At 63.4% G+C, this 24,462-nt stretch carries 23 protein-coding genes and 1 riboswitch; of the genes, 8 read left to right on the forward strand and 15 right to left on the reverse strand.

All coding sequences use genetic code 11. The features are described from left to right. Nucleotide 1 precedes the first annotated feature (1 nt). A complete protein-coding gene (locus CR152_RS03410; RefSeq protein ID WP_099873687.1) occupies nucleotides 2-736 on the reverse strand; it encodes a helix-turn-helix domain-containing protein in 735 nt (244 codons plus the stop codon). Nucleotides 737-879: 143 nt separating this feature from the next. On the opposite strand from CR152_RS03410, the gene CR152_RS03415 reads away from it, so the two are divergent. Continuing rightward, nucleotides 880-1,452 carry an outer membrane beta-barrel protein gene (locus CR152_RS03415; protein ID WP_157778310.1) on the forward strand — a complete coding sequence of 191 codons (573 nt, stop codon included), beginning with the start codon at nucleotides 880-882 and terminating at the stop codon, nucleotides 1,450-1,452. Nucleotides 1,453-1,672: 220 nt separating this feature from the next. Next, nucleotides 1,673-2,158, forward strand: coding sequence for a DUF695 domain-containing protein (locus CR152_RS03420; RefSeq protein ID WP_157778311.1), 486 nt, complete (start codon nucleotides 1,673-1,675; stop codon nucleotides 2,156-2,158). A 68-nt stretch (nucleotides 2,159-2,226) separates the two neighbouring features. Here the strand turns inward: CR152_RS03420 and CR152_RS03425 are convergent, their stop codons facing one another. The 10 genes from CR152_RS03425 to CR152_RS03470 all read right to left on the reverse strand — a co-directional run bounded on the left by CR152_RS03425 (nucleotide 2,227) and on the right by CR152_RS03470 (nucleotide 12,325). Beyond that, nucleotides 2,227-2,427: a hypothetical protein gene (locus tag CR152_RS03425; RefSeq protein ID WP_054265693.1), complete on the reverse strand. Its 201-nt coding sequence runs from the start codon at nucleotides 2,425-2,427 to the stop codon at nucleotides 2,227-2,229. A gap of 12 nt (nucleotides 2,428-2,439) precedes the next feature. Further along, nucleotides 2,440-3,780 carry an ATP-dependent protease ATPase subunit HslU gene (hslU, locus tag CR152_RS03430; RefSeq protein WP_208640244.1) on the reverse strand — a complete coding sequence of 447 codons (1,341 nt, stop codon included), beginning with the start codon at nucleotides 3,778-3,780 and terminating at the stop codon, nucleotides 2,440-2,442. A 23-nt stretch (nucleotides 3,781-3,803) separates the two neighbouring features. Further along, a complete protein-coding gene (gene hslV, locus CR152_RS03435) occupies nucleotides 3,804-4,340 on the reverse strand; it encodes an ATP-dependent protease subunit HslV (RefSeq protein WP_099873691.1) in 537 nt (178 codons plus the stop codon). A 141-nt stretch (nucleotides 4,341-4,481) separates the two neighbouring features. Then, entirely contained in the window at nucleotides 4,482-5,813 is a 1,332-nt protein-coding gene (locus CR152_RS03440) for an STAS domain-containing protein (RefSeq protein ID WP_099873692.1), read from the reverse strand. Between the two features lie 293 nt (nucleotides 5,814-6,106). After that, nucleotides 6,107-6,559 (reverse strand): RNA polymerase-binding protein DksA, encoded by a 453-nt coding sequence (gene dksA, locus CR152_RS03445; protein WP_054265697.1) that lies wholly within the window; start codon nucleotides 6,557-6,559, stop codon nucleotides 6,107-6,109. A 197-nt stretch (nucleotides 6,560-6,756) separates the two neighbouring features. Further along, entirely contained in the window at nucleotides 6,757-7,818 is a 1,062-nt protein-coding gene (locus CR152_RS03450) for a CobW family GTP-binding protein (protein WP_099873693.1), read from the reverse strand. Nucleotides 7,819-7,959: 141 nt separating this feature from the next. After that, nucleotides 7,960-8,904 (reverse strand): tyrosine recombinase XerC, encoded by a 945-nt coding sequence (locus tag CR152_RS03455; RefSeq protein WP_099873694.1) that lies wholly within the window; start codon nucleotides 8,902-8,904, stop codon nucleotides 7,960-7,962. Between the two features lies 1 nt (nucleotide 8,905). Next, nucleotides 8,906-9,568: a DUF484 family protein gene (locus tag CR152_RS03460; protein ID WP_099873695.1), complete on the reverse strand. Its 663-nt coding sequence runs from the start codon at nucleotides 9,566-9,568 to the stop codon at nucleotides 8,906-8,908. Between the two features lie 135 nt (nucleotides 9,569-9,703). After that, a complete protein-coding gene (locus CR152_RS03465; RefSeq protein ID WP_099873696.1) occupies nucleotides 9,704-10,987 on the reverse strand; it encodes a porin in 1,284 nt (427 codons plus the stop codon). Nucleotides 10,988-11,263: 276 nt separating this feature from the next. Beyond that, the gene (locus tag CR152_RS03470; RefSeq protein ID WP_099873697.1) at nucleotides 11,264-12,325 is read right to left on the reverse strand and encodes a porin; all 1,062 of its coding nucleotides are present in this window, start codon (nucleotides 12,323-12,325) and stop codon (nucleotides 11,264-11,266) included. Nucleotides 12,326-12,767: 442 nt separating this feature from the next. Between CR152_RS03470 and CR152_RS03475 the strand changes: the two genes are divergently transcribed. Continuing rightward, entirely contained in the window at nucleotides 12,768-14,411 is a 1,644-nt protein-coding gene (locus CR152_RS03475; protein WP_099873698.1) for a tetratricopeptide repeat protein, read from the forward strand. Between the two features lie 91 nt (nucleotides 14,412-14,502). Here CR152_RS03475 and dapF read toward each other — a convergent pair whose 3' ends face one another. Genes dapF through CR152_RS03490 form a run of 3 tightly spaced genes read right to left on the reverse strand, consistent with a single transcriptional unit; the run spans nucleotide 14,503 to nucleotide 17,108 of the window. Beyond that, the gene (dapF, locus tag CR152_RS03480; RefSeq protein ID WP_099873699.1) at nucleotides 14,503-15,363 is read right to left on the reverse strand and encodes a diaminopimelate epimerase; all 861 of its coding nucleotides are present in this window, start codon (nucleotides 15,361-15,363) and stop codon (nucleotides 14,503-14,505) included. Between the two features lie 24 nt (nucleotides 15,364-15,387). After that, entirely contained in the window at nucleotides 15,388-16,260 is an 873-nt protein-coding gene (locus tag CR152_RS03485; protein WP_099873700.1) for an LpxL/LpxP family acyltransferase, read from the reverse strand. After that, the gene (locus CR152_RS03490) at nucleotides 16,257-17,108 is read right to left on the reverse strand and encodes a lysophospholipid acyltransferase family protein (RefSeq protein WP_099873701.1); all 852 of its coding nucleotides are present in this window, start codon (nucleotides 17,106-17,108) and stop codon (nucleotides 16,257-16,259) included. Before CR152_RS03490 ends, CR152_RS03485 begins: the two co-directional genes overlap by 4 nt. 187 nt (nucleotides 17,109-17,295) lie before the next feature. Here CR152_RS03490 and metK point away from each other — a divergent pair, with 187 nt between their 5' ends. The 4 genes from metK to metF all read left to right on the forward strand — a co-directional run bounded on the left by metK (nucleotide 17,296) and on the right by metF (nucleotide 21,666). After that, nucleotides 17,296-18,462 carry a methionine adenosyltransferase gene (gene metK / locus CR152_RS03495; protein ID WP_099873702.1) on the forward strand — a complete coding sequence of 389 codons (1,167 nt, stop codon included), beginning with the start codon at nucleotides 17,296-17,298 and terminating at the stop codon, nucleotides 18,460-18,462. Between the two features lie 420 nt (nucleotides 18,463-18,882). Further along, a riboswitch (S-adenosyl-L-homocysteine riboswitch) is annotated at nucleotides 18,883-18,956 on the forward strand. Between the two features lie 26 nt (nucleotides 18,957-18,982). Then, entirely contained in the window at nucleotides 18,983-20,407 is a 1,425-nt protein-coding gene (gene ahcY / locus CR152_RS03500; protein WP_099873703.1) for an adenosylhomocysteinase, read from the forward strand. Nucleotides 20,408-20,492: 85 nt separating this feature from the next. Continuing rightward, a complete protein-coding gene (locus CR152_RS03505) occupies nucleotides 20,493-20,846 on the forward strand; it encodes a phage holin family protein (protein WP_099873704.1) in 354 nt (117 codons plus the stop codon). Then, the gene (gene metF, locus CR152_RS03510) at nucleotides 20,833-21,666 is read left to right on the forward strand and encodes a methylenetetrahydrofolate reductase [NAD(P)H] (protein ID WP_099873705.1); all 834 of its coding nucleotides are present in this window, start codon (nucleotides 20,833-20,835) and stop codon (nucleotides 21,664-21,666) included. The genes CR152_RS03505 and metF overlap by 14 nt, the downstream gene beginning before the upstream one ends. 151 nt (nucleotides 21,667-21,817) lie before the next feature. Here the strand turns inward: metF and CR152_RS03515 are convergent, their stop codons facing one another. Next, on the reverse strand, nucleotides 21,818-22,459 hold the full coding sequence (locus CR152_RS03515; protein ID WP_099873706.1) for a 5-formyltetrahydrofolate cyclo-ligase: 642 nt from the start codon (nucleotides 22,457-22,459) through the stop codon (nucleotides 21,818-21,820). A gap of 36 nt (nucleotides 22,460-22,495) precedes the next feature. Here CR152_RS03515 and CR152_RS03520 point away from each other — a divergent pair, with 36 nt between their 5' ends. Beyond that, complete coding sequence (locus CR152_RS03520; protein WP_099873707.1) at nucleotides 22,496-24,439, forward strand: lytic transglycosylase domain-containing protein; 1,944 nt, start codon at nucleotides 22,496-22,498, stop codon at nucleotides 24,437-24,439. Nucleotides 24,440-24,462: the final 23 nt, after the last annotated feature.

Consider the following 24,462-nt stretch of genomic DNA (forward strand, 5'->3'; position numbering starts at 1 on the left):
GCTAAGTACGGCGCAGGGCGGTGAAGGCGCTCGACTCCCACGATTGAAAGCCGAGCAGCAGGGTGACGCCGTTGCGCTCCTCGCTGGCCAGGCGGCGGTCGGCCTGGTGCAGGCGCGCCAGTTCGGCCGCCAGCTGCTGGATTTTCACCAGCAGTTCGCGCGAACTGCCCAGCGACAGGCGCGCGGGCAGGCACATCAGCGTTTCGCCGGCGCCATCGAAACGGCCGCGGAAGTAATCCTCCACCACATGCTCACGAAAATACTGCTGCACCGGCCCGTCCGGCAGCCAGCGGAAGGTGGTCGACACGCGCATGCTGTAGCGGTTCAGGGGCTTGAGTTCGATCAGGCCGAGGCGGTCCAGTTCCACCATCAGGCCGATGCATTCCGGCTCGCTCAGTCGATAGGTTTCGATGATCTGGTCGAGCGTCCAGTTGCCCAGGCAGCAGATGGCGACCAGCAGCAGGCGCGGATTGGCCATCAGCGACTTTTCCTGGGTCGGGGTGAGCGTATCGGCCTGGGGACGGGCGTCGGCGGCGCGGCGCAGCACGTCTTCGAGCGGCACCCCGGCCGCCTTGCAGATTTGCGCCAGGCGCGACAAGGCCATATCTTTCTGGCCGAACATCCGTTTGACGCTCGACTCGCTCATGCCGATGCGCGCGGCCAGCGCCTTGTAGGTGATGCCCGCCGCGCGCAACTCCGCGCGCAACACTTGTATGACCAGCTCAGGTGAGCTCATGCGATTCCTTTGATGGCGAAATGTACAGTTATCCGATACTCAATGTACCGAATTTCAATGCTTCGCACAAGCAGATAGGACTTTTTGAGGAAAAGCAGGACACTGGCGTCATACCAGAAACGTCTACGCCCGAAAGAGAACCGATGCCGAAACCCCCCCTGCTTGCCGCCCTCCTGCTGACCGTGTTCAGCGGTGCCGCCAGCGGCGCCAGTTACGGCGACACCAGCCCGATCTATGCGGGCGGCGGGGCAGGGCGGATGCAGTTCAATGCGGACTGCGGCGGCCCTCGGCAATGCAAGGGGCAGGACAATGGCAGCGGCAAGCTGTTCGCCGGCTTCAACTTTGCACCGTTCAGCGTGTGGCAGGGTTCCGAGCTGACCAGTTCGCTTGAATTGGTGGGCTACCGCGGCGGCAAGGCGAGTCTGGGGCAGCGCGGCGCGGCCTCGTTTGGCGGCGCGGGGCTGTCGTACCGCATCAGTTCGCGCGAGACCGATGCTGTGTCGGTGCATGCAAGGGTAGGGATGACGCGGCTGTCGGGCAAGTTCGATGGCGCTTCAAGCGCATCGACTGGCGTGACGGGCGGAGTGGGGATGGCGTATGCGCTCGACAAGCATCTGTCGCTGACCGCCGACTATGATTTGCTCAGGGCCAGTTTTGGCGCCTTGGCACGCACGCATGTGCATTTATTGACGTTAGGCGCCGCCTACAAGTTCTAGGCGGCGCGCACCAAGGCGGTGCACACAAGGATGGCCTGATCGCGGGCGCCCGCCGGGGCGCCCGCTGGCGGCCCCTGGAATTCGTTCAACAATCATGAGAGGACGGCTACGCCGTCATCGCTGCGCTGTACCGTGCCGGCTTCGAGCAAGCTTGGGCGTGCATTGCGGTCAGGCCCATTTCGCTGCCCATCCAGGGCGGAATTTCCGGAGGGACTTTGCTATGGAACAAGTAACGACATATTTGCCGGTCACCTGTTTGGCGGAAACTGGCGAAAGCTGGTACCGCGGTCTCGATTCCAACCCGTCCGAGTACTTGCTGGCCAGGGTCAACCTGGCGGCAGAACGATGGGCTGCACATCCCTTACTCGATATCAGGCTCAATTTCGCCACATTATTTAACCAGCCCAACCCGGGCGGTAAGCCGGACGAGACGGAAAATAGCGAAGTGGAGATGATCGGCCAGAAAATCTATGCTTATCTCAAGGACGCCGGTCCAGCCCTGCACGTGGCGACGTTTACTACCGGAATACTCAAGGAATGGGTTTTTTACCTGGGTAATCGTCAAGCGGTCCCGGCAATCCATGAAAAAATTCAATCCGAGATCAGGTCGCACGACGTGGAATGCGCGGGGCAGTCCGATCCCGCGTGGAAGGAATTTGCGTCCATTTTGAGCAAATGCCATATCCGCAAGAACGTGCATTCATAGGGGACCGGGTAGGTGCCCGCTGGCGGCCATAGAACCGGCGGAGCAACGGCATTAAAGCGCGCGCCCGGTTAATCCGGCTCCGGTTCCAGCTTGGCCTTCTTGAGCGCGCGCTTGGCCGCCTGGCGCTCCTGCGCCGGACCCTTGGCATGCGGCCCGGCGGCGCGCAGCTTGGCTGCCACGGCCACCGGATTGCGCACCTTGGCAACCTGCTGCGTGGGCTTGACCGTGATGCGCATCTTTTGCCGCGTCGCCAGTGCCTTGTTTGCCATTGCGCGCCCTCCTTACAGCACGTAGCGCGACAAGTCTTCGTTGTCGGCCAGTTTGTCCAGACGCTCGTTCACGTAGGCGGCGTCGATCGCCACCACGCTGCCGCCGGTCTCGCTGGCGGTGAACGAGACTTCCTCGAGCAGCTTTTCCATCACCGTGTACAGGCGGCGGGCGCCGATGTTCTCGGTGCGCTCGTTAACCGAAAACGCAATCTCGGCCAGCCGCGTGATGCCGCCCGGCGCGAATTCGACCTTGACGTCTTCGGTGGCCAGCAGCGCTTCGTACTGCTTGGTCAGGCAGGCATCGGTGCTCGTCAAAATGCATTCGAAATCGGCAATCGACAGCGATTCGAGCTCGACCCGGATCGGAAAACGTCCCTGCAGCTCGGGAATCAGATCCGACGGCTTAGCCAGGTGGAACGCGCCCGATGCGATGAACAAAATATGATCGGTGCGGATCATGCCGTACTTGGTGTTGACCGTGGTACCCTCGACCAGCGGCAGCAGGTCGCGCTGTACGCCCGCGCGCGACACGTCTGCCCCGCCCATTTCGGAGCGCGAGGCGATCTTGTCGATCTCGTCCAGGAACACGATGCCGTTCTGCTCGACGTTGGCGATGGCCTTTTGCTTCAACTCGTCGTCGTTGACCAGCTTGGCCGCTTCTTCATCGATCAGGATCTTCATCGCTTCGCGGATCTTGATCTTGCGCGGCTTCTTGCGCGCCGCGCCGATGCCGGAAAACATGGACTTGATCTGCTCGGTCATTTCTTCCATGCCGGGCGGGGCCATGATTTCCATCTGCGGACCGGCCTCGGCCAGCTCCAGCTCGATTTCGCGGTCGTCCAGCTCGCCTTCGCGCAAGCGCTTGCGGAAGGTCTGGCGCGTGCCTTCGCCTTCCTTGGTTTCAAGCGGCGGCGGCGTGACGTTAAAGCCGAAGTCGCGCGCCGGCGGCACCAGGATGTCGATGATGCGGTCTTCGGCTGCGTCCTCGGCGCGCTGGCGCACCTTTTTCATTTCGCTCGCGCGCGTCTGCTTGATGCCGATGTCGATCAGGTCGCGGATGATGGTGTCGACATCGCGTCCCACGTAGCCGACCTCGGTAAACTTGGTCGCTTCGATCTTGATGAACGGCGCGTCGGCCAGCCTGGCCAGGCGCCGCGCGATCTCGGTCTTGCCCACGCCCGTGGGCCCGATCATCAGAATGTTCTTGGGCGTGATCTCGTGGCGCAGCGGCTCGGCTACCTGCTGGCGGCGCCAGCGGTTGCGCAGGGCGATGGCGACCGCGCGCTTGGCCTTGCCCTGGCCGACCACGTGCTTGTCGAGTTCCGAAACGATTTCACGGGGCGTCATATTCATGGTGCTTGGCATGGTGCTTCCCCTTAATCCAGTGTTTCGATGATGTGCGACATATTGGTGTAGATGCATAGCTGGCCGGCGATGGTCAGCGATTTTTTCACGATCTCGGCCGGCGACAAATCGGTGTTCTCTTGCAGGGCCTTGGCGGCCGACTGGGCATAGGTGCCGCCGGAACCGATGGCGCCCACGCCGTCTTCGGGTTCGAGCACGTCGCCGTTGCCCGTGATGACCAGGGTCGACTCATGGTCGGCCACCAGCAGCATGGCTTCGAGGCGGCGCAGCACGCGGTCGGTGCGCCAATCCTTGGCCAGTTCCACCGAGGCGCGCAGCAGGTTGCCCTGGTGCTTTTCGAGCTTGCCTTCGAAGCGGTCGAGCAGGGTGAAGGCGTCGGCCGTGCCGCCGGCAAAGCCGCACAGCACCTTGCCCTGGTACAGCTTGCGCACCTTGCGGGCCGTGCCCTTCATGACGATATTGCCGAGCGTGACCTGGCCATCGCCGCCGATGGCGACCTGCTTGCCGCGCCGTACGCACAGGATGGTGGTGCCGTGAAATTGTTCCATTATCGTTGCCTCTCAGTTAATGAGCCGCCGCCAGGCCAGGAGGTCACTCCCGGGCCGGGCCGGCTGCTTGCATCCCAGAAATGGGGATGCTAAACGAAATTGCAAGATAGCTGCAGGCACCCGCACTGGCGCCGGCGAGGGTCAGTACTTGTGGGGGAACAGCTTGGCCACTTCCGTGAAGCCCAGTAGTTTGAACAGTGCGGCGACCAAATGGTTCAATTCGCGCAGCTCGATTTTTTTGCCGGCCGCGATCGGGCGCAGGCGGTTGAGGAGGGCGGCGGCGGCCGAATAGTCGACCCGCGCCAGGCGCGAGCAGTCGAGCAGCACCGTCTCTTCGCTGGCCGCGGCGTAGGCATCGATGGCATCGAACAGGGCCGCGGTGCTGCCTTCGATGACCGACGGCAGCATGAAGCGTTCGGTGGCCGGCGCCGCATGCAGGATGCTGACCGCGGTGGCCACCTTCGAGGGCGGCTCGAACGAGGGCGGCGACACCTCGTAGGTGACGCAGTAATCCATCGCCGTTTCCTCGAAATCCTTTTCGCGGTCGAGCAGCTGGAACAGCGCCAGCAGCAGCAGCCACGGCGCTTCGCTGGCGTCGCGCTTGCCGATTTCGATGGTCGAGTGAACCAGCTCGGCCAGTTCGGCGGCGCCGGCCACGATCAGTTCGCGCTCGCTGGCGCGCAGGCGCTTGATGGTTTCGAGCAGCAGGGCGCAGCCGTCCGGGGTGACGGTCTGGATGCGCGCGAATTCGAGGCGCAGTACCGGGTTTTCGCCGGCGCGCTGCAGCAGCCGTTCCAGGCGCGGGGCCACTTCGCCATCGAGCACGCCGGAAAACACTTCGGTCGGCGTGACGCCGGAAAAGGTGGGCTCTTCCATGCCATGCGGCAGCAGCGGCGGCGACCACGAGGGCGGCGAGGTTTCGAACTGGCTGGCGTAATCGATGGCGATATTGTCGAAGTCGTCCTGGCGCCCGCCCACCTGGTACAGGTCGAACAGCATCCACCAGATGGTGCGGTCGTCCTTGCCCAGCTCGGCCAGGCTGTCGAGCAGCATGTGCTCGGTGACCGCCATCTGGTCGTTGGCGAACATGATGGCGATTTCTTCGATGACGGGGGCGGTCTGGGGCGACACCGGCGCGTCCGGCAAGTCTTCGTCGGCCAGCAGCTCGGTGGTGGCCAGTTCGAGCAGCGGCAGGGTATCGGCCGCGACGCCATCGGCCACGGGCGGCTTGACCTTGCGCGGACCGCTGCCCCAGGCCGGTTCCGGCGTGTTGAAGATGTCGTTCGACATGGCCGACTCGATCGCATCGATCTTGGCGGCCGTGGCGCGGGCGATTTCGCGCTGGCGCGCGCGGTCGGCGTCGGTGTCTTGCGCCAGGCGCGACGGTTCGCCGACGCGCAGGCGCGAGTCCGGTGCCGCCTTGGCGCCGGGCTGATCAGTTTTCTTCTTGTTGAAGATGGAGAAGATACCCACGTCGTTCCCTGTCTCGTTCTAAGCTGCGCACTGCGCCGACCGTACCGGGCGCCCGACCGCGGCGGGCGCCATTATTGAACCAACCGCGGCACCCGCCCGCGCCAAAGCGCACGGTAGCATGCCGACCCGCACCGCGTCACCCACCCCCATGCCGCGCGTTTCCGGCCGAACTGGACCTGCAAGCATAGTGTAGCCTATAGGCAAGCTTCGAGTCGGTTTGGCAGGAGCGGCAAAACAAAAAAGCATGCGGGGGCGAACCCGCATGCTTCTTCGGAGGTGGCGTGCAGCGATGATCAATCGCCGTACAGTTTTTGTTTCAGCTCGCGCCGCTGCTGCGCTTCGAGCGACAGGGTAGCGGTCGGGCGCGCGATCAGGCGCGGAATGCCGATCGGCTCGCCCGTCTCTTCGCACCAGCCGTAGTCGCCCCCATCGATGGCGGCGATCGACTGCTGCACCTTCTTGAGCAGCTTGCGCTCGCGGTCGCGCGTGCGCAGTTCGAGCGCATGCTCTTCTTCGATGGTGGCGCGGTCGGCCGGATCCGGCACCAGCACGGTTTCGCGCAGGTGCTCGGTGGTCTCGCCTGCGTTCTTGAGCAAGTCTTTCTCGAGCTGCTGCAGACGGGCCTTGAAAAACGCCAGCTGCGCCGGATTCATATAGTCCTTCTCGCCCATGGCCCGAATTTCGTCTTCGGAGATGAGATGGCCTTCTGTATTGACGGCGGGGGTCGATTTAGTTGTTTTAGTCATGACTACTTACCTTCGATACGACAGTGGTTTTCATTTTATCAGCTAACTCGGCCGAGGCACCGGTAAAGCGGCGGTGCCTGCGCCCGAAGCGCCTACCTTGACGGCTTGCTGAACTGCCGCCTTGTTCGTGTCTTCCCGCACCTGGATGACTTTTTACTGCCGGTGCGATAAAGCGGGCATCTTAAAACCCGGATAGTTTATACCAAACATTGTTCCAAACCGCTGACAAAGACATCTTTCGGTAAATTTTTGCCAATAAAAACCATTTTGCTGCCACGTTCCTCGTTTTCACCCCATTTTGCGCCCAGATCGCTGCCCATCATCTGGTGCACGCCCTGGAATACCACCTTGCGCTCGGCCCCCTGCATCAGCAGCACGCCCTTGTAGCGCAGCATGCGCGGACCGAAGACATTGACCAGGCTGGCCAGGAATTCGTCCAGCTTGGCCGGATCGAAGGGACGGTTGCTCTTGAAAACGAAGGCGGCGATGTCGTCGCTGTGGTGGCCGTGATGGTGATTATGCTCGTGCTCGTCCCCGTGTTCGTGGCGGCAGGCGTCGGTGTGCACGTGCTCGTGGTCATGATCGTGCCCGTGTTCTTCTTCGGCCTTGACGAAGTCCGGGTCGATCTCGAGCTTGTCGTTCAGGTTGAAACCGCGGATGTCGAGCACTTCGGCCAGCGGGGCGCGGCCGAAGTCGACCTGGCTGATCGGCGCGCGCGGGTTGATGCGCATCAGGCGCGCCTTGAGCGCATCGAGCTGGGCCGGCTCGACCAGGTCGGTCTTGGAGATCAGCAGCTTGTCGGCGAAGCCGACCTGGCGCTGGGCTTCCTCGTATTCGTCGAGCTGGGTCATGGCATGGCGCGCGTCGACCACGGTCAGCACGGCATCGAGCATGTAGTGCACGCCGACTTCCTCGTCCATGAAAAAGGTTTGCGCCACCGGGCCCGGATTGGCCAGGCCCGTCGTCTCGATGATGATGCGGTCGAAGTGCAGTTCGCCGGCTTCGCGCTTTTTGGCCAGCGCCGACAGCGCCACGATCAGGTCGCCGCGCACGGTGCAGCAGATGCAGCCATTGTTCATTTCGACGATCTGTTCGCTGCTGTCCTGCACCAGGATTTCGTTGTCGATGTTTTCCTGGCCGAATTCATTCTCGATGACGGCAATCTTCAGCCCGTGGTCTTCCTGCAGGATGCGGTTCAGGAGCGTGGTTTTGCCGGCGCCGAGGAAGCCGGTCAGGATGGTGCTGGGTATCAGGGCCATGTTTGTCATCAGTCAGTGTGGGGCCCGGACCGGGCGAATAATCGAGCGATTATGCCGGATTTCGCCATTTGCTTCCAACTACCGCCACATCGCTTGATGCGGATCATGCCGCAAGCGGCACGAAAAGGGTGTTCGGTGTGCTTATTTGGCCTTGGCGCGCGGGTGCGCCTGGTCGTACACGGCCGCCAGGTGCTGGAAGTCGAGCGCCGTGTAGACCTGGGTCGAGGTGATGCTGGCGTGGCCGAGCATGTCCTGCACGGCGCGCAGGTCGCCCGACGATTGCAGCACGTGCGAGGCGAACGAGTGGCGCAGCATGTGCGGATGCACGTGCACCGGGGTGCCGGCCGCGATCGCGTGCTGTTTCAGGCGCAGCTGCACCACGCGCGGCGAGACCCGGGTGCCGCGTTCGGACAGGAACAGGGCGCCGCTGCCGTCGGCCGGGGGCGGGCGCACCGCCAGCCAGGCCGCCAGCGCCGTGCGCGCATGGCTGCCGATCGGCACCGTGCGCATCTTGTTGCCCTTGCCGGTGACCAGCACGTCGCCCGAGGCCAGGTCGATCCAGCCGAGCGAGGCGGGTTCGCCGTGGCGGCCCTTGCTGTAGGCCACATCGAGCCCGGCCAGTTCCGCCACCCGCAAGCCGCTCGAATAGAGCAGTTCGAACATGGCGCGGTTGCACAGCTCGGCGGAAGTGAGGGTGGCGCGCCCGGGCGGTGTGCTTGAGACCAGCTGCACCGCGTCGTCCACCGCCAGTGCTTTCGGCAGCGGGCGCGGACGCTTGGGCGCGCGCACGCCGTCGGTGGGGTTGGCCGCCAGGCTCACCTGGTGCGACAGCCAGCCGAAAAAGCCGCGCCAGCTCGACAGCTTGCGCGCGATCGAGCGCGGTCCCAGTTCCTGCGCGTGCAGGATCGCCGTCAGGCGGCGGATGTCGGCCTGGCGCACCTGCTGCCAGGGCATGCCCTTGGCCAGAAGGTGCAATTGCCGCAGGTCGCGCCGGTAGGCGCTGATGGTGTGCGGCGAGAGCTGGCGCTGGGTTGCGAGCTGGGCCAGGTAGCGTTCGACCCAGTCCAGCTCGCTCGCGCTCTCCATCTCAGGCACGCAGGGCCGCCAGCGCGGCGCTGGCGGTGTCGCCGATGTGGACCAGGAAATCGGTGCCCATGCTGGCGGTGAAGCGTTCCGGATCGGGGGAACCCAAGATCAGCAGGCCGAAGGCGCTGCCGTTGCTGCGCAGCGGCAGGATCACGGTCGACTGCACCGCGGCGGCGTCGGCCAGCCAGCGCACCGCTTCGAAGTCGTGGTTGCTGCCGCAGTAGGGCGCCAGCAGGCTGTTGGCGAACAGGCGCGCATCTTCCGACACGCCGTTCACATACCAGCTGCCCGCATGCGCCGGCGCCAGCTGCCACAGGCGCAGGGTGGCCTGGGGTACGCCGAAATGGGTGGCCAGGCCCTCGACCAGGGCGCGCGGCATGTCGCTGTCGTGGCGCGTCTTGAGCAGGGCCTGGGTCCAGCCGTGGAATTTGTTGGCGATGGCGGCGTTCGCTTCGGCCAGGCGCACCAGGTCCGACATGCGCAGTTCGAGCGCCTTGTATTTATCGCGCATCACTTCCATCTGGCGTTCCTGAAGCGAGACGGCCTTGCCGGTCAGGGGGCTGGACAGCTTGACTTCGCCCAGCAGGTTGGCGTGTTCCTGGAAAAAGTGCGGATGGTCGGCCAGGTAGTCGGCGACGGCGGTGGAATCCAGTGTGGCGGTCATTGAAGTCTTTACGTGAAGTCTTGGTGCGGGTGAAAAACGTCCCGCAATTCTAACCTAAGCGACCGCTTGCGCGCGCCCATGAAAAAAGACGCCCGCAGGCGTCTTTTTTGCAGAGCTGCCAGTGCGGCGCCGTGCTTAGAAGCGGTGACGCACGCCGATCTGGATGGCGTGGCTGTCTTCGCCAGCGACTTTGGTGAAGCCGCCCGGCGAACCGGCCGCGCCCGGCGTGTACTGGCCGTCGTTCTGGTTCTTGATGTGCGACAGCACGCTGTAGATATCGGTACGGGCCGAGATGTTGTAGTCGTAACCGACCGCCACCAGGGTGGCATCGCTGTTCGATGCGGTACGGTCGTTCTGGCGCGCTGCCGAGGCCATCAGACGGCCCTGGCCCAGGCGGTAGTGCATGCCGAGCTGGTAGCTGCTGGCATCGACCTGGCTGTTGCGGGTGATGTTGTCGTTGTAGATCTTGTTCAGGGCGGCGATGTTAGCAGCCGGAACGCCAGCGGCGCGCAAGCCCGGCGCGACCGAGCCGGTGAACACGTTGAAGTAGTCGGCCAGCAGGGCCGAATTGCGGTTGACCTGGTCGTGGTAGCCGGCGAACAGCTTGAAGTCGCCCATTTTCACGGAACCGCCCACGGTGGTGGTGGTCAGGCTCTTGCGGCCTTGCAGGTCTTCACCCTGGTTGTGGCCGACGCCGAGGTCGAAGTTGCCCTTCTTGTAGGTGACCGCTGCGCCCAGGAACTTGTTGTAGCGGCCCAGGTAGCCGGAATTCTTGGTGCCGTACATCAGCGAGCCGCCCAAACCGGACGGGGTGGCGATGCGGTACTGGATCGATTTTTGCGAACGGATATCCGCGCCCAGCGCGGTAAAGCCGGCGGTGCCGCCGGTGATGCCGCCCCAGGTGCCGCCGGTGCCGGTCTCGAACGCGTCAGCCGCGGCGAACACTTCATAGCCCGGGGTGTACATGCGGCCGATCATGATGGCGCCCACTGGCGTGATCAGGCCGACCATGGCGGTGCGGTCGAACAGGGCTTTCTCGGAATTGACGGCAACGGCTGGCTGCAGGCCGGTGCGCAGGCTGGACAGGGTCGATGCCAGAGCCGGGCTCTTGAAGGCGTCCATGCCCTTGGTCAGGTAGAAACCTTGGTTCGGGGTGACCAGGCCAGGACTCTGGGTACCGGTGTCGAGTTCGACGCGCGCTTCCAGATTGAAGATGGCCTTGAAACCACCGCCGATGTCTTCGGTACCTTTGAGACCGATGCGCGAACCGTCCGCGATGCCACTGACGAGTTTGGCCGATTCACCCTTGGTTTTCATAAAACCAGCGTCGGCGATACCGTAAATGGTCACGCTGGACTGGGCCAGGACCGGGGCTGCGAAACAGGTAGCGATTACACCAGCGATTAATTTTGTTTTCATTGTGTCTCCAGGAGATTATTTTGTCTAAAAACGAACGTGCGTACTAATTCGTTTTAACCAATATGCCATCGTTTTTTAGCCTTGTACAGAAAGCCGGGACCGCACGCAAGTACTGGTTGCGAAAAAGACACAGACGAAGCAAAAACGTCAATACCGTCTTATCTGAAACACCACAGCATAACGCGGATGCGACAAGGGCGTCGATGGTTACCCATGCGCCGCCCTTTGTTTTATCTGACAGACTTATGTTCGGTACGGTTCACACCGCATCTTGTATCAGAAAGCGTGATTCACGCCCAGTGCATAGATATTCATGCTCGACGGAATGGTCGGGCCTTTCTTGTTGGACGCATCGGCATACACATAGGTGCGTGGCGACAGGCTGTACTCGTAGCCGATCGACATTTGCTTGGTCTTCTGCATGCCCTGGTTCAGCGCGCCCTGGTTCTTCTGGCCGTAACCGGCGAGAATCTTGCCCGAGCCCATCTTGTAATTGGCGCCGACCACCCACGAACGGGCTTCCTCGCTATTAAAGAAGGTGTGGCCGCGGTCTTGCTGGACGCGCGTGGCCATCAGTTTCAGTTCCGGCGTGGCCATGACATAGCCGGCGATCGACAGCAGGCGCGATTCGACCGCGTTGCGTTCGGCGGCCAGCATCAGCGAGCCGGCGGCGCCGGTGTAGGTGGCCGAGACCGAGTACGGATTGGCCGACGCTTCCGAGCCAGGACGGTATTGCGGATTGGCCAGGGTACCGCGGCCGACGATGGCTGCCGAACCCGAGCTCGATTCCTTGGTGCCGACCGTGGCATTGATCTGGAAGCCGTTGATCACGTTCGAGTTATAGAACACGGCGTTGGAGAAGCGGTTGGTCGAATTGCCCACCAGGCCCAGCGGGTCCGAGGTGTAGCCGGCGACCATCAGGTCGGTCTGGAAACCGGCAGGGCTCGGAATACCGTGGAACGGCTCGAACTGGGTGCTGGTTTCCTGGAACGCGGTCAGGCCGCGTCCGATACGCACCATACCGAAGCCGCCTTGCAGGCCGACCCGGCTCTGACCCTGGAACAGCGGACGCTGGACGCCGCCGCCGCCCTGCTCGATGGTGCCCGAATCCGGTTCATAGCGAATTTCCAGCTGGAACAGGGCTTTCAGGCCGCTGCCGAGGTCTTCGACGCCTTTGAAACCGAGGGTGTTATTAGCGCGCTTGCCGATGGCCAGCGATTGGTCGGTACGCTTGATCATGCCGGCATCAACCGTGCCGTAGATGACCACAGACGATTGGGCTTGTGCAAAGCCGGCGCTTGCGCCGAGAAGTGCCAGAGCGACCAGTGATTTTTTCATGTACACGTCCTTAAAAGTGAATCCGTCGAATCCGACAGTGCGTTGAGTTTTCAATTGTCTGAACACTCAGATTAAGAAACCTTAATTGCTTGGCCTTCTGCTAATGGCCGTCGTGGTTGATTATGAGGGGTAGAATTGGTTGAAAGCCAATGATTCCAGCAGTGTTGTTGTATTTATGAAACGTGGCACTGTATTGATACAGGCAAGTGGTCATGCATTTAAATGAAAAGCTTTCATGCGGCATTCCACATATTCTTACTAACAAGCTTTGTGCGAAATCAAGGAAGTGGCCATCAGCGTCCCCCCGCCTGCGTGCCTGACGTAGACTTTAAAACGTCGGCTGCCCCGCATCAGCCAAGCAAATGTTGTATATTGGCAACCAAACCGGTGCCATGCGGGCTCAGCGGATTGATCTCCTCCAATCAACGTGATGGCATGAACCATGGCAAACCGTGAAGAACTAGCGCTCATCCGTGGCGCGCGCGCCGGCCGCGCTCCGGCCCAGCTCGAACTGGGCACGCTCTATCTGTTCGGCAGCGCGGGCTTGCCCAAAAGCTTGCCGACGGCACTGCACTGGCTCGACCGCGCCGCCCAGCAGGGCTGCGCCACCGCCTGCCAGCTGATCGGCACCCATATTCCGTTCGATGTCGCGCTGCAGAGCCAGCGCCCGGTGGCGTGCTGGTTCGGGCAAGCCTTCGACGAGGGCAACCTGCGCGCCGGCCTGGTGCTGGCCCAGCTGATCCTGGGCGGGCATGGGGGCGAGGTGCCGGGTCCCGAGCGGCGCGAGCAAGCCTTCGCCGCGCTCGAGGCGGGCGCGGCGGGCGGGCTGGCCGAGGCCCAGTGGCTGCTGGCGCAGCACCGGCGGCTGACCGGTACCCTTGCGGAAGCGGCCGCGCCGGCCGTGGGCGCAGCGGCCGCCACCCCGATGCGGGCGGCGCCGGCGCCGCTCGCCGCCGCCCTGGCGCCGCCGCGCGCGGCCGACCCGCGCTGGCTGCAGCGCGCCGCCGACAGCGGCATGCCGCAGGCCCAGCTCTCGCAGCTCGACAATGACTGGGAAGACGGCCTGATGGACGCCTACGCCAGCCGCGCCCTGCCGCTGGCCAGGGCGCTGGCGCGGCAACTGGGCGCCAGTGCGCGCCTGGGCGGCCAGCTCAGCGCGGCCGACGTCACCCTGCTGTCGCGCTGCGCCCGGGCGCTGGCCGCCGGCGCGGTCGCGGGCGAAGGGGAGGGCGGCGCCGACGAAGCGGAAATCCGCCATTTCTTCGAACTGGCCGCGGCCGAGCACGATGCCCCCGCCCAGATGGCGGTTGGATTGTGGTGCGCGCGCATGCAGGTCGACGGCAAGCGCATCGTGGTCGGCGAAGGTTCGGCCAACTTCAAGAAGGCGATCCGCTGGCTGACCCTGGCCGGCAACCAGGGGCTGGCCGAAGCCTGGTATGCGCTCTCGCGTATCTATATCAAGCCGGAATTCTCCCAGCGCAACGTGCTCGACGCCCAGCGCTATCTGGAGCGCGCCGCCGAAATGGGATACCGCGACGCCCAGCTCGAATGCGGCAACAGCGCCTGGCGTGCGCGCCGCGAAAACGAAAGCAACGATGTGCGGGCCGTGTACTGGCTGCAAAAGGCGGCGCTGCAGGGTTGTCCCCAGGCGGCTGCGGCATTGCACAAGATTGCTCCGCGCTGCGAGGGAGCGGCCTACACCGAAACCGGAGCCTTGAGCGCGTATGGCCTGGGCAGCACGCATCCGCTGCTGGCGGCGCGCCTGGAACTGGCGGCCTTGTTCGGGCTCACGCGCGCCGAGGCGCTGCTGCTCGACGTCACGGCGGCGGATCAGGGGCATTGCCTGGTGGTCGATATTCGCGGCAGTTACGGGCGCAGCAAACGGCGCCTGGTGGTGATCGATTCGATGCACGAGCGCCATGCGCTGGACCGCATCGTGCGCCTGTTCGATGGCATCGATTGTGGTCCGGGCGGTCCGGAGGGTAATTACAGGCAGCGGCTGTACCGCCTCAAGACGCTGGTGCCGGAGTCCGAAAGCGGGCATGCGGAGCACGGTGAGGTGGAAGCCTACGAGATGGCGGCGTGAGCTGAACGGCGAGCCCGATGTCGTTGACCTGAGAGCAACGGCGGCCCCCAAGGGCAAGACCGCATGTCGCGGCGGGTGCTAACGCGGCAGGCTAGACCGTGATTTCCCCGTCAAACACCGTCACGGCCGGACCGCTGAGCATCACCGGCTGGCCATCGCCTTCCCAGGCGATCGACAATTCGCCACCGCGCGCGCTGACGCGCACGGGCGAATCGAGCAGGCCGCGCCGGATGCCGGCCACCACGGCGGCGCAGGCGCCCGTACCGCAGGCCAGCGTTTCGCCGGCGCCGCGTTCGTACACGCGCAGCCGCACATGCTGCCGGTCCACCACCTGCATGAAGCCCGCATTGACCTTGTTCGGAAAGCGCACATGCGCTTCGATCAGCGGCCCGGTCTCCTGCACGGGCGCCAGGTCGACATCGTCCACCACCTGCACCGCGTGCGGATTGCCCATTGATACTACGGACACAAACACCGTCTTGCCGCCCTGATACTTAATCGGCAGCGGCCACAAGGTATCCCGGCCCTCGGCCCAGCCGCCCAGGCCGGCCGCGTCGAACGGCACCTGGGCCGTTTCCAGTACCGGCGCGCCCATGTCGACCGTGATCGTGCCATCGGTTTCCAGGCGCGGGGTGATGATCCCCTTCATGGTTTCCACGCGGATGCTGCTCTGGCGCGTCATGCCCTTGTCGGTCACGAACTTGACGAAAGCGCGCGCGCCATTGCCGCACTGCTCGACTTCGCCGCCATCGTTATTAAAGATCCGATAACGGAAATCGCACTCCGCATTCTGTGCTTTTTCAACCACAAGAATCTGGTCGGCGCCGATCCCGAAACGGCGGTCCGCCAGGCGTTGCCACTGGGCGGGGCTGAAATCGACCTGCTGGCTGATCGCATCGATCACGATGAAATCATTGCCGGCGCCATGCATCTTGGTAAATTTGAGTTTCATATTGTCAGTATATTCCTGGCGCTATTATTTTTTCAGGTAAGGCGAGGGCTCGCCGGGCGGACGGGTCTTGAAACGCTTGTGCGTCCAGAAATACTCGGCCGGCGCCTCGCGCACCCGCTCCTCGATAAATGCATTCATGCGGCGCGCCGACTCGACCATGTCGTCGCCCGGGTAATTCTCCCAGGCCGGGTAAAACCTCACCTTCCAGCCCGTGTAATTAGGCAAGAACGTCGCCACCACCGGAATCACTTGCGCGCCGGTGGCGGCCGCGATGCGCCCGGGGGCGGTCAGGGTGGCGGCGGGAATACCGAAAAACGGCACGAATTCGGCATCCTTGTCGCCGAAATCCATATCCGGCAGCATGAAATAGGGCAAGTGCTCGCGCATGGCGCGGATGATCGGCTTGACGCCCTCCTTACGCGAAAACAATTGCACAGGGCGGAAGCGCGACCGCCCCTTGCGCAACACCTCGTCGAAAGCGGCATTTTTCTGCGGCACGTACATCGAACACAAGCTCGTTTCCAGCATCACCGCCACGCCGGCCACGTCCAGGCTCACAAAGTGCGGGCACAGCAAGATGGTCGGGCTGGCCGCGATCTGGGCCAGCGGCACGCCCGGCTCGACCTGGATCAGGCGGCGCAGGCGCGCTTCAGGCGCCCACCACAGGATGCCGCGTTCCCACACGCTGCGCGAATACGACTGGAAATGCTGGCGCGCCAGCACCACCCGTTGCGCCTCCGTCAGTTCCGGCATGCACATGCGCAGATTGGTCAGTGCGATATGGCGGCGCGTCTTGAGCACCATGAACAGCAGGCTGCCCACGCCCGTGCCGACGCGACCCAGCAGGGGCAGCGGCAACCAGTGCATCAGCCACATCAGGCCCAGCAGGAACTTCATGCGCCCACCTGGGCATCTGGCGCGGCCACGCCGCCGGGCTGCTTGTAGCGGTTATAACTCCAGAAATACTGGGCCGGGCAGCGCGCGATCAGCTGCTCCATGGCGCGGTTGATGGTCGTCGCCTGCTCGGCGGCGGTGCCGTCGAGCGACTGCTCGAAGGGCACGAAGCGCACGATGAAACCCTTGCCCCCCGGGCGCCGCTCGGCGTACACCAGGATGATCTCGGCATTGCCCATCTGTGCCAGCTTGGCCGGCAAGGTCATGCTGTAGGCCGGGCGTCCGAAAAACGGCGCCCACACGCCTTCGCCCTCCTGCGGCACCTGGTCCGGCAGCACCCCGATCGGCTCGCCGCGCTTGAGGCACTTGGCCAGGATGCGCACGCCCGACAGATTGGCCGGCGCCAGATGCAGATTGTGGCGCGCGCGGGCGCCCTCGATCAGCGGCTTGAGGGCGGCCTGCTTGGGCGGGCGGTACATCACGGTCAGCTTGGTGCGCAGCGCGATCTGCTGGGCGGTGATCTCGAAGCAGCCCAGGTGCGGCGTGAGGAACACGATGCCGCGGCCGGCGTCGAGGACCGACTGGACATAGTCCCAGTTCTCGTCGGTGGCCAGGCGCGCCACTTTGTCGGGCGGCGCGCACCACACGAAGGCCAGTTCGATGATCGACTTGCCGGACTCGGCGATGGCAGCCGACAGGTGCTGGCCGAAGCCGGCCGTGCGCAGATTGGTGCGCATCAGCTTGCGGTAGGAAGGGGAAGCGAGATACACGAACCAGCCCAGCGCGGCGCCCATGACATGCAGGACCGGCAGCGGCAACTTCGATAAGGTACGAAAAAGGGGAACTAACATGGTTTTTGACGGTCGTTCAACAAACGGCTAGTTGCTTAGCCAAAATTTCTCAAGGAGCGTAAAATACCACGTATGCAGGATCCGCCGAGTTAATAGACAACTTGCGAAGCGGAATATAAATGTCGCTAAAGCGTCGCAGGCAACCCGGTTACTGCGACTTCAATTTCAACAGTAACAGGAGCATTGCATGTCAAACGACTATCTCTTCACGTCCGAATCCGTCTCCGAAGGCCATCCAGACAAGGTTGCCGACCAGATTTCCGACGCCATCCTCGACGCCATCCTTGAGCAAGACCCGAAAGCACGCGTTGCTGCCGAGACTTTATGCAATACGGGTCTGGTGGTGCTGGCCGGTGAAATCACCACCCACGCCAACGTCGATTATATTCAGGTCGCGCGCGAAACGATCAAGCGCATCGGCTACGACAACACCGACTACGGCATCGACTACCGCGGCTGCGCCGTGATGGTCTGCTACGACAAGCAGTCGCCCGACATCGCCCAGGGCGTGGACGAAGGCGCCGGGCTCGACCTGGATCAGGGCGCCGGCGACCAGGGCCTGATGTTCGGCTACGCCTGCGACGAAACGGCCGAGCTGATGCCGGCCGCCATCCATTATGCGCACCGCCTGGTCGAGCGCCAGTCGCAGCTGCGCAAGGATGGCCGCCTGCCGTGGCTGCGTCCGGATGCCAAGTCGCAAGTCACCCTGCGCTACGTCGACGGCCGCCCGGTTGGCGTCGACACCGTGGTGCTCTCGACCCAGCACGCGCCGGAAGTGACGCACGCCCAGATCGAAGAAGCGGTGATTGAAGAAATCATCAAGAAAGTGCTGCCGGCCGAGTGGCTGCACGGCACACGCTACCTGGTCAACCCGACCGGGCGCTTCGTCATCGGCGGCCCGCAGGGCGATTGCGGCCTGACCGGCCGCAAGATCATCGTCGACACCTACGGCGGCGCCGCTCCCCACGGCGGCGGTGCGTTTTCGGGCAAGGATCCCTCCAAAGTCGACCGTTCAGCGGCCTACGCGGCGCGCTACGTGGCCAAGAACGTGGTGGCGGCCGGACTGGCGCGCCAGTGCCAGGTGCAGGTCAGCTACGCCATCGGCGTGGCCAAGCCGATCAACATCACGGTCTATACCGAAGGCACGGGCGTGATTCCCGACGAAAAAATCGCCGCCTTGGTAATGGAACACTTCGACCTGCGTCCGAAAGGCATCGTCCAGATGCTCGACCTGCTGCGTCCGATCTACCAGAAGAGTGCGGCGTATGGCCACTTCGGCCGTGAAGAGCCGGAATTCACGTGGGAGCGCACCGACAAGGTCGCGTTGCTGCGCGCCGAAGCCGGCCTGTCCTAAGGCCACATCTTGCAAACCCGCCAACAGCGCGCGGTTTGCAACCCCCAACCGGGGTCAGAGCTCTGACTTGAAAGATTTCGAGTCAGAGCTCTGACCCCGGTTTCCGTTTGGCCGAGATTTTCTTTCGCGGCAATGGAAGTCTGGCTTCAGGCGTCAACATCGCCGTCAACTCCGGTGAAACCGCAGCCGCTATCCCCTGTCTGCCACTCGCCCAAGGAACATCGTTAGCCTCAGGTAAGATTTCACAACCGGGGTCAGAGCTCTGACTCGAAACATTTCTAATTAAAGCTCTGACCCCGGTTGTAGGAAAGTCGGATGGCGCTTGTGGGAACTGGCGGGTGGGGATTTTTGCACTGCGGTGTTTTTGCCGCACGTGCGAAATTTGGCTGGCGCAACTTGGCGTTAGCGGCTAAACTTCTCTGTTCCGAGGAGCGTTGCGACGAAATTCCCATTTCGCCAGGCTCGGAAATCCACCGCAACCGCGCTCACGTTACTTTTTTCTAACTGAAAGGAGGGCGTGATGAACGCCGTACTCAAATCTTCGCAAGACTTCCACATCGCCGATATTTCCCTCGCTGCCTGGGGCAACAAGGAAATCAAGATCGCTGAAACCGAAATGCCGGGCCTGATGGCTATCCGCGAGGAATTCGCCGCGGCCCAGCCCCTCAAGGGCGCGCGCATCACCGGTTCGCTGCACATGACCATCCAGACCGCCGTGCTGATCCAGACCCTGGAAGCCCTCGGCGCCAAGGTCCGTTGGGCATCGTGCAATATCTACTCGACCCAGGACCACGCCGCCGCCGCCATCGCCGCCGCCGGCACGCCGGTGTTCGCGGTCAAGGGCGAAACCCTGGATGAATACTGGGATTACACCCACCGCATTTTCGAGTGGCCAAGCGAAGCCGGCCAGCCGGTGTACTCGAACATGATCCTCGACGATGGCGGCGATGCGACCCTGCTGCTGCACCTGGGCACGCGCGCCGAAACCGATCCGTCGGTGCTGGCCAACCCGGGTTCGGAAGAGGAAATCTGCCTGTTTAACTCGATCAAGACGCATCTGGCCAAGGATGCCACCTGGTACTCCAAGCGCCTGCCGCAAATCCTCGGCGTGACCGAGGAAACCACCACCGGCGTGCACCGCCTGTACCAGATGCACAAGGAGGGCAAGCTGGCCTTCCCGGCAATTAACGTCAACGATTCGGTCACCAAGTCGAAGTTCGACAATCTGTACGGTTGCCGCGAATCGCTGGTCGATGGCATCAAGCGCGCCACCGATGTGATGATCGCCGGCAAAGTAGCCGTCATCGCCGGCTACGGCGACGTGGGCAAGGGCTCGGCTCAGGCCATGCGCGCACTGTCGGCCCAGGTGTGGGTCACCGAAATCGATCCGATCTGCGCACTGCAGGCGGCGATGGAAGGCTACCGCGTCGTGACCATGGATTACGCCGCCGAACACGGCGACATCTTCGTCACTTGCACGGGCAACTACCATATCCTGACCGAACAGCACATGCTGGCCATGAAGGACCAGGCCATCGTCTGCAACATCGGCCACTTCGATAACGAAATCGATGTCGCATCGATCAAGAAATACGAGTGGGATAACATCAAGCCGCAGGTCGATCACATCATCTTCCCGAGCGGCAAGCGCATCATCCTGCTGGCGGAAGGCCGCCTGGTCAACCTCGGTTGCGGTACCGGTCACCCGTCGTACGTGATGAGCTCCTCGTTCGCGAACCAGACCATCGCCCAGATCGAACTGTTCGCCAACACCGACAAGTACCCGGTCGGCGTGTACGTGCTGCCCAAGCATCTGGACGAGAAAGTGGCGCGCCTGCAGCTCAAAAAGCTCAACGCGCAACTGACCGTGCTGACCGACGAGCAAGCGGCGTATATCACCGTCAGCAAGGAAGGCCCTTACAAGCCTGACCACTACCGCTATTAATCAGTGGCACCGGCGCGCGGCCCGCGCGCCGGTTTGCGTGCCTGATGTTGTCAATTTATTATTAACCGGACTTTCGCTTCCCCTTATGCGCTTACTTTTGACGTGGTTGATTAACGCAGCGGCGCTATTCGCGCTGCCATTCCTGATGAGTTCAGTTGAAGTCACGAACATGGGGACGGCCCTGGTTGCCGCGCTCGTGCTCGGACTGGTCAATACCCTGATCCGTCCGGTGCTGGTGCTGCTGACCCTGCCCGTAACCCTGCTATCCATGGGGTTGTTCATCCTCGTGATCAATGCGCTGCTGTTCTGGGCAGTCGCGAATCTGGTCGGTGGATTCCAAGTGGCAGGCTTCTGGTCGGCTTTTATTGCCGCCATCCTGTACAGCATCATTTCGTGGGCGCTGTCTACCTTACTCCTCAAAAAAGATGGCAACTCTTGACTTCAGTATCGAATTCTATCCGCCCAAGACTCCTGACGGGGCGGACAAGCTACGCGTGGCGCGCGCCAAACTGGCGCTGCTGCAACCTAAATATTTCTCGGTAACCTTCGGCGCCGGCGGCAGCACGCAACAGGGCACGCTCGACACAGTGGTCGAGATCCTCGGCGAGGGCCACGATGCCGCACCCCACCTGTCGTGCGTGGGCGCATCGCGCGAATCGATCCGCACGATTTTGAAACAGTTCCAGTCGCACGGGATCCGGCGTCTGGTGGCCTTGCGCGGCGACTTGCCGAGCGGTTACGGCGGCGCGGGCGAGCTGCGCTATGCCAGTGAGCTGATCGAGTTCATCCGGGCAGAGACCGGCGACTGGTTTCATATCGAAGTGGCGGCTTATCCCGAGGTGCATCCGCAGGCCAGGTCGCCGCAGGATGATTTGCAAAACTTCGCGCGCAAGGTGCAGGCCGGCGCGAATTCCGCGATCACCCAGTATTTTTACAACGCCGACGCGTATTTTGCGTTCATGGACCAGACCCGCAAGCTGGGAATCGATATCCCGGTGGTGGCCGGCATCATGCCGATTACCAATTACACGCAGTTGATGCGGTTTTCGGACATGTGCGGGGCGGAAATTCCGCGCTGGGTGCGCTTGAAACTGGCCAGTTTCGGGGATGACAGTGCCTCGATCAAGGCGTTCGGGCTCGATGTGGTGAGCCAGTTGTGCGAGCGTTTGCTGGCCGGCGGCGCACCGGGCTTGCATTTTTACAGCATGAACCAGGCGGTGGCGACGACGGCCTTGTGGGAGCGCTTGACTGCCGCGTGATGAGCGTGCGGGCTGCCGGTTTGACAGTCATTCGCTAGCAGTAAGACCGTCGCCCCCGCGCAGGCGGGGGGCCCAAGTTCGTGCCGTCCCGGCAAGCGCGGCTACCGCAAATGGCGGAAGCGATGGAGTTTCGGATGGTGCCAAAGTTCATTCACCCTTCGTTAATTCCCCCTTCCGTCATCACCACATCGAGCGCCACATCATGCTGCGCGCCGGCAAACACCACCTGATCCCCCGCATACGCAATCCCCACCGTGTACGGCCGCGGCAGCGCCTCCAGGGTCCGGTCGTAATACCCCCCGCCATACCCCAGCCGGTAGCGCTCGGCGGTAAACCCCAGGCACGGCACCAGCAGCACCGGCGGCCGGTCCAGCACCCGCTGCACGGCCGGCACCGCCACCCCCATCCTGTCGCTCAGCATATCCTCGCCCGGCACCCACTCCACGAACGCCAGCGCGGTATCGGGCGCCAGCACCAGCGGCAGCGCCAGCCGCACGCCCGCGCCTGCCAGTTCGGCGTAAACCGGATGCAGATCGGGTTCGCCCCGCAGCGGCCAGTACACCCCCAGCAACGAGGCCGCGCCGCCGGCCATGTGACCCTGCCACCACGCCAGCACGCGCGCCGCGATCGCCGCATCGCGCTGCGCCTTTTGCAAGGGATCGAGCGCACGCCGGGCCGCCTTCAGCATGGCACGCAGCGCCGCCTTGTCCGCCCCATGTGCGAATGCAGCATGTGAGTTCGCCGATGCTGGCAGGGCGGCATGCCCGCATGGTATTCTAGGTTCGCCGGTCATGTGTTAAATGAAGTATCCATGGAGAGTTGCATACTAATGTTTCTGCCGAAATTGTTTGCCGTCGCGATTGTCGCCGGAGCCTGCCTGATTCCCGCCTATGCCCAGGCGCCAGCGCCCCCGTACGACCCGAGTGCCGACGACGAGACCTTCCTGCTGCTGCGCGAGGCCGCGCGCCAGGACGACGCGGCCAAGGCCAACGCCTACGCCTCGCGCCTGCAGAACTATCCGATCCCGTCGTATGTCGATTATTATCGGCTCAAAACCCGGATGCGGGTCGCATCCAGCGATGAATTCCGCAATTTCCTCACCCGCTACCAGGGCCTGGCCATCGCCGACCGCCTGCGCAACGACTGGCTGCTGGAACTTGGCCGCGCGCGCGACTGGGCCAATTTCGACCAGCAACTGCCCCTGTTCGTGCTCAACGACGATACCCAGGTCAAGTGCTACGCCCTCATGTCGCGCGTGGCGCGCGGCGAAAAGGTGGCGGACGACGCCCGTGCGCTGCTGACCAATCCGCCCGGCTACGGCGACGCCTGCGGCGCCCTCATTTCCACCCTGGCCCAGTCCGGCCAGTTCGATGTCAACGACCTGCTGGCCCAGCTGCGCCTGGCCGGCGAGTTCAAGGCCACCGGCCCGGCGCGCCGCATCGGCGCGCTGCTCGGCGTGTCCGAACTGCACGCCTCGCAAGCGGTCGACCTGCCGGCGCTGGCCATGGCGCGCGGCATCGGCGCCACGCGCGCCGACCACGAAGTCTATCTGATGGCGGTGAGCCGCATGGCGCGCACCACCCAGAAGCTGGCCGTGGTCGCCCTGGAAAAGAACGCGCCCAATCTGTCGCCCCAGGAGCAAGCCATCGGCTGGGCCGGCATTGCGCACGCCGCCTCCCTCACGCTCGCTCCCGAAGCCTACGACTACTGGCGCAAGAGCGCCGGCGCGCCGCTCACGGCCGAACAGATTCAGTGGAAAACCCGCATCGCCCTGCGCCGCGCCGACTGGAAAACCGTCAAGGCCACCATCGAATCGATGCCGGCCCCGCTGCGCGCCCAACCCGGGTGGACTTACTGGCTGGGCCGCGCGCTGCAGGCCGAACACGGCGCGCACGAAGCGGCTGTCGCCCTGTACCAGCGCATCGCCGACCAGAACAGCTTCTACGGCCAGCTGGCGCTGGAAGAACTGGGCCAGCTCATTTCGATCCCACCCCCTGGTCCCGCCCTCACGCCCGAGGAAATGGCGCCCATGGCCAGCAACCCGGGCCTGCGCCGCGCGCTCAAGTTCTTCAGCCTGCGCCTGCGCCCGGAAGGCACGCGCGAGTGGAACTGGGAACTGCGCAAGTTCAGCGAACGCGAGCTGCTGGCCGCGGCCGAATTCGCGCGCATGAACCAGATTCTCGACCGCATGGTCAATACCTCGGACCGCACCCGCACCCAGTTCGACTACACCCAGCGTTTCCCGACGCCGCATAACGACATCCTGCACCCGACCGCGCAGCAGCTCGGCCTGGACCGGGCCTGGGTGTATGGCCTGATCCGCCAGGAATCGCGCTTCATCATGGATGCGCGCTCGACCGTGGGCGCCTCCGGCCTGATGCAGGTCATGCCCACCACCGGCACCTACGTGGCGCGCAAGATCGGGCTGGGCGACTACGTCAAGAACAAGCTGACCGACGTACGCACCAACATCCTGCTCGGCGCGAACTACATGAGCATGGTGCTGGGCAATGCCGACGGCTCGCAGACCCTGGCCACGGCCGCCTACAACGCCGGACCGGGACGCATGCGCAACTGGCGCGGCAAGCTCGACGAACCGATGGAAGGGGCCATCTTCGCCGAGTCGATCCCGTACATGGAAACCCGGATCTATGTGAAGAATGTGATGTCCAACGCGACCAACTATGCCGCGATGTTCGAAAACAAGCCGCAGTCGCTCAAGGCGCGCCTTGGCAAGGTTTCACCGCGCGCCCAGGGCAACGACCTGCCCTGATGCGCCGGTCGCGGCGCATCATT

This window comes from Massilia violaceinigra, from assembly GCF_002752675.1.
In the GTDB taxonomy this organism is placed as follows: Bacteria; Pseudomonadota; Gammaproteobacteria; order Burkholderiales; family Burkholderiaceae_D; genus Telluria_A; species Telluria_A violaceinigra.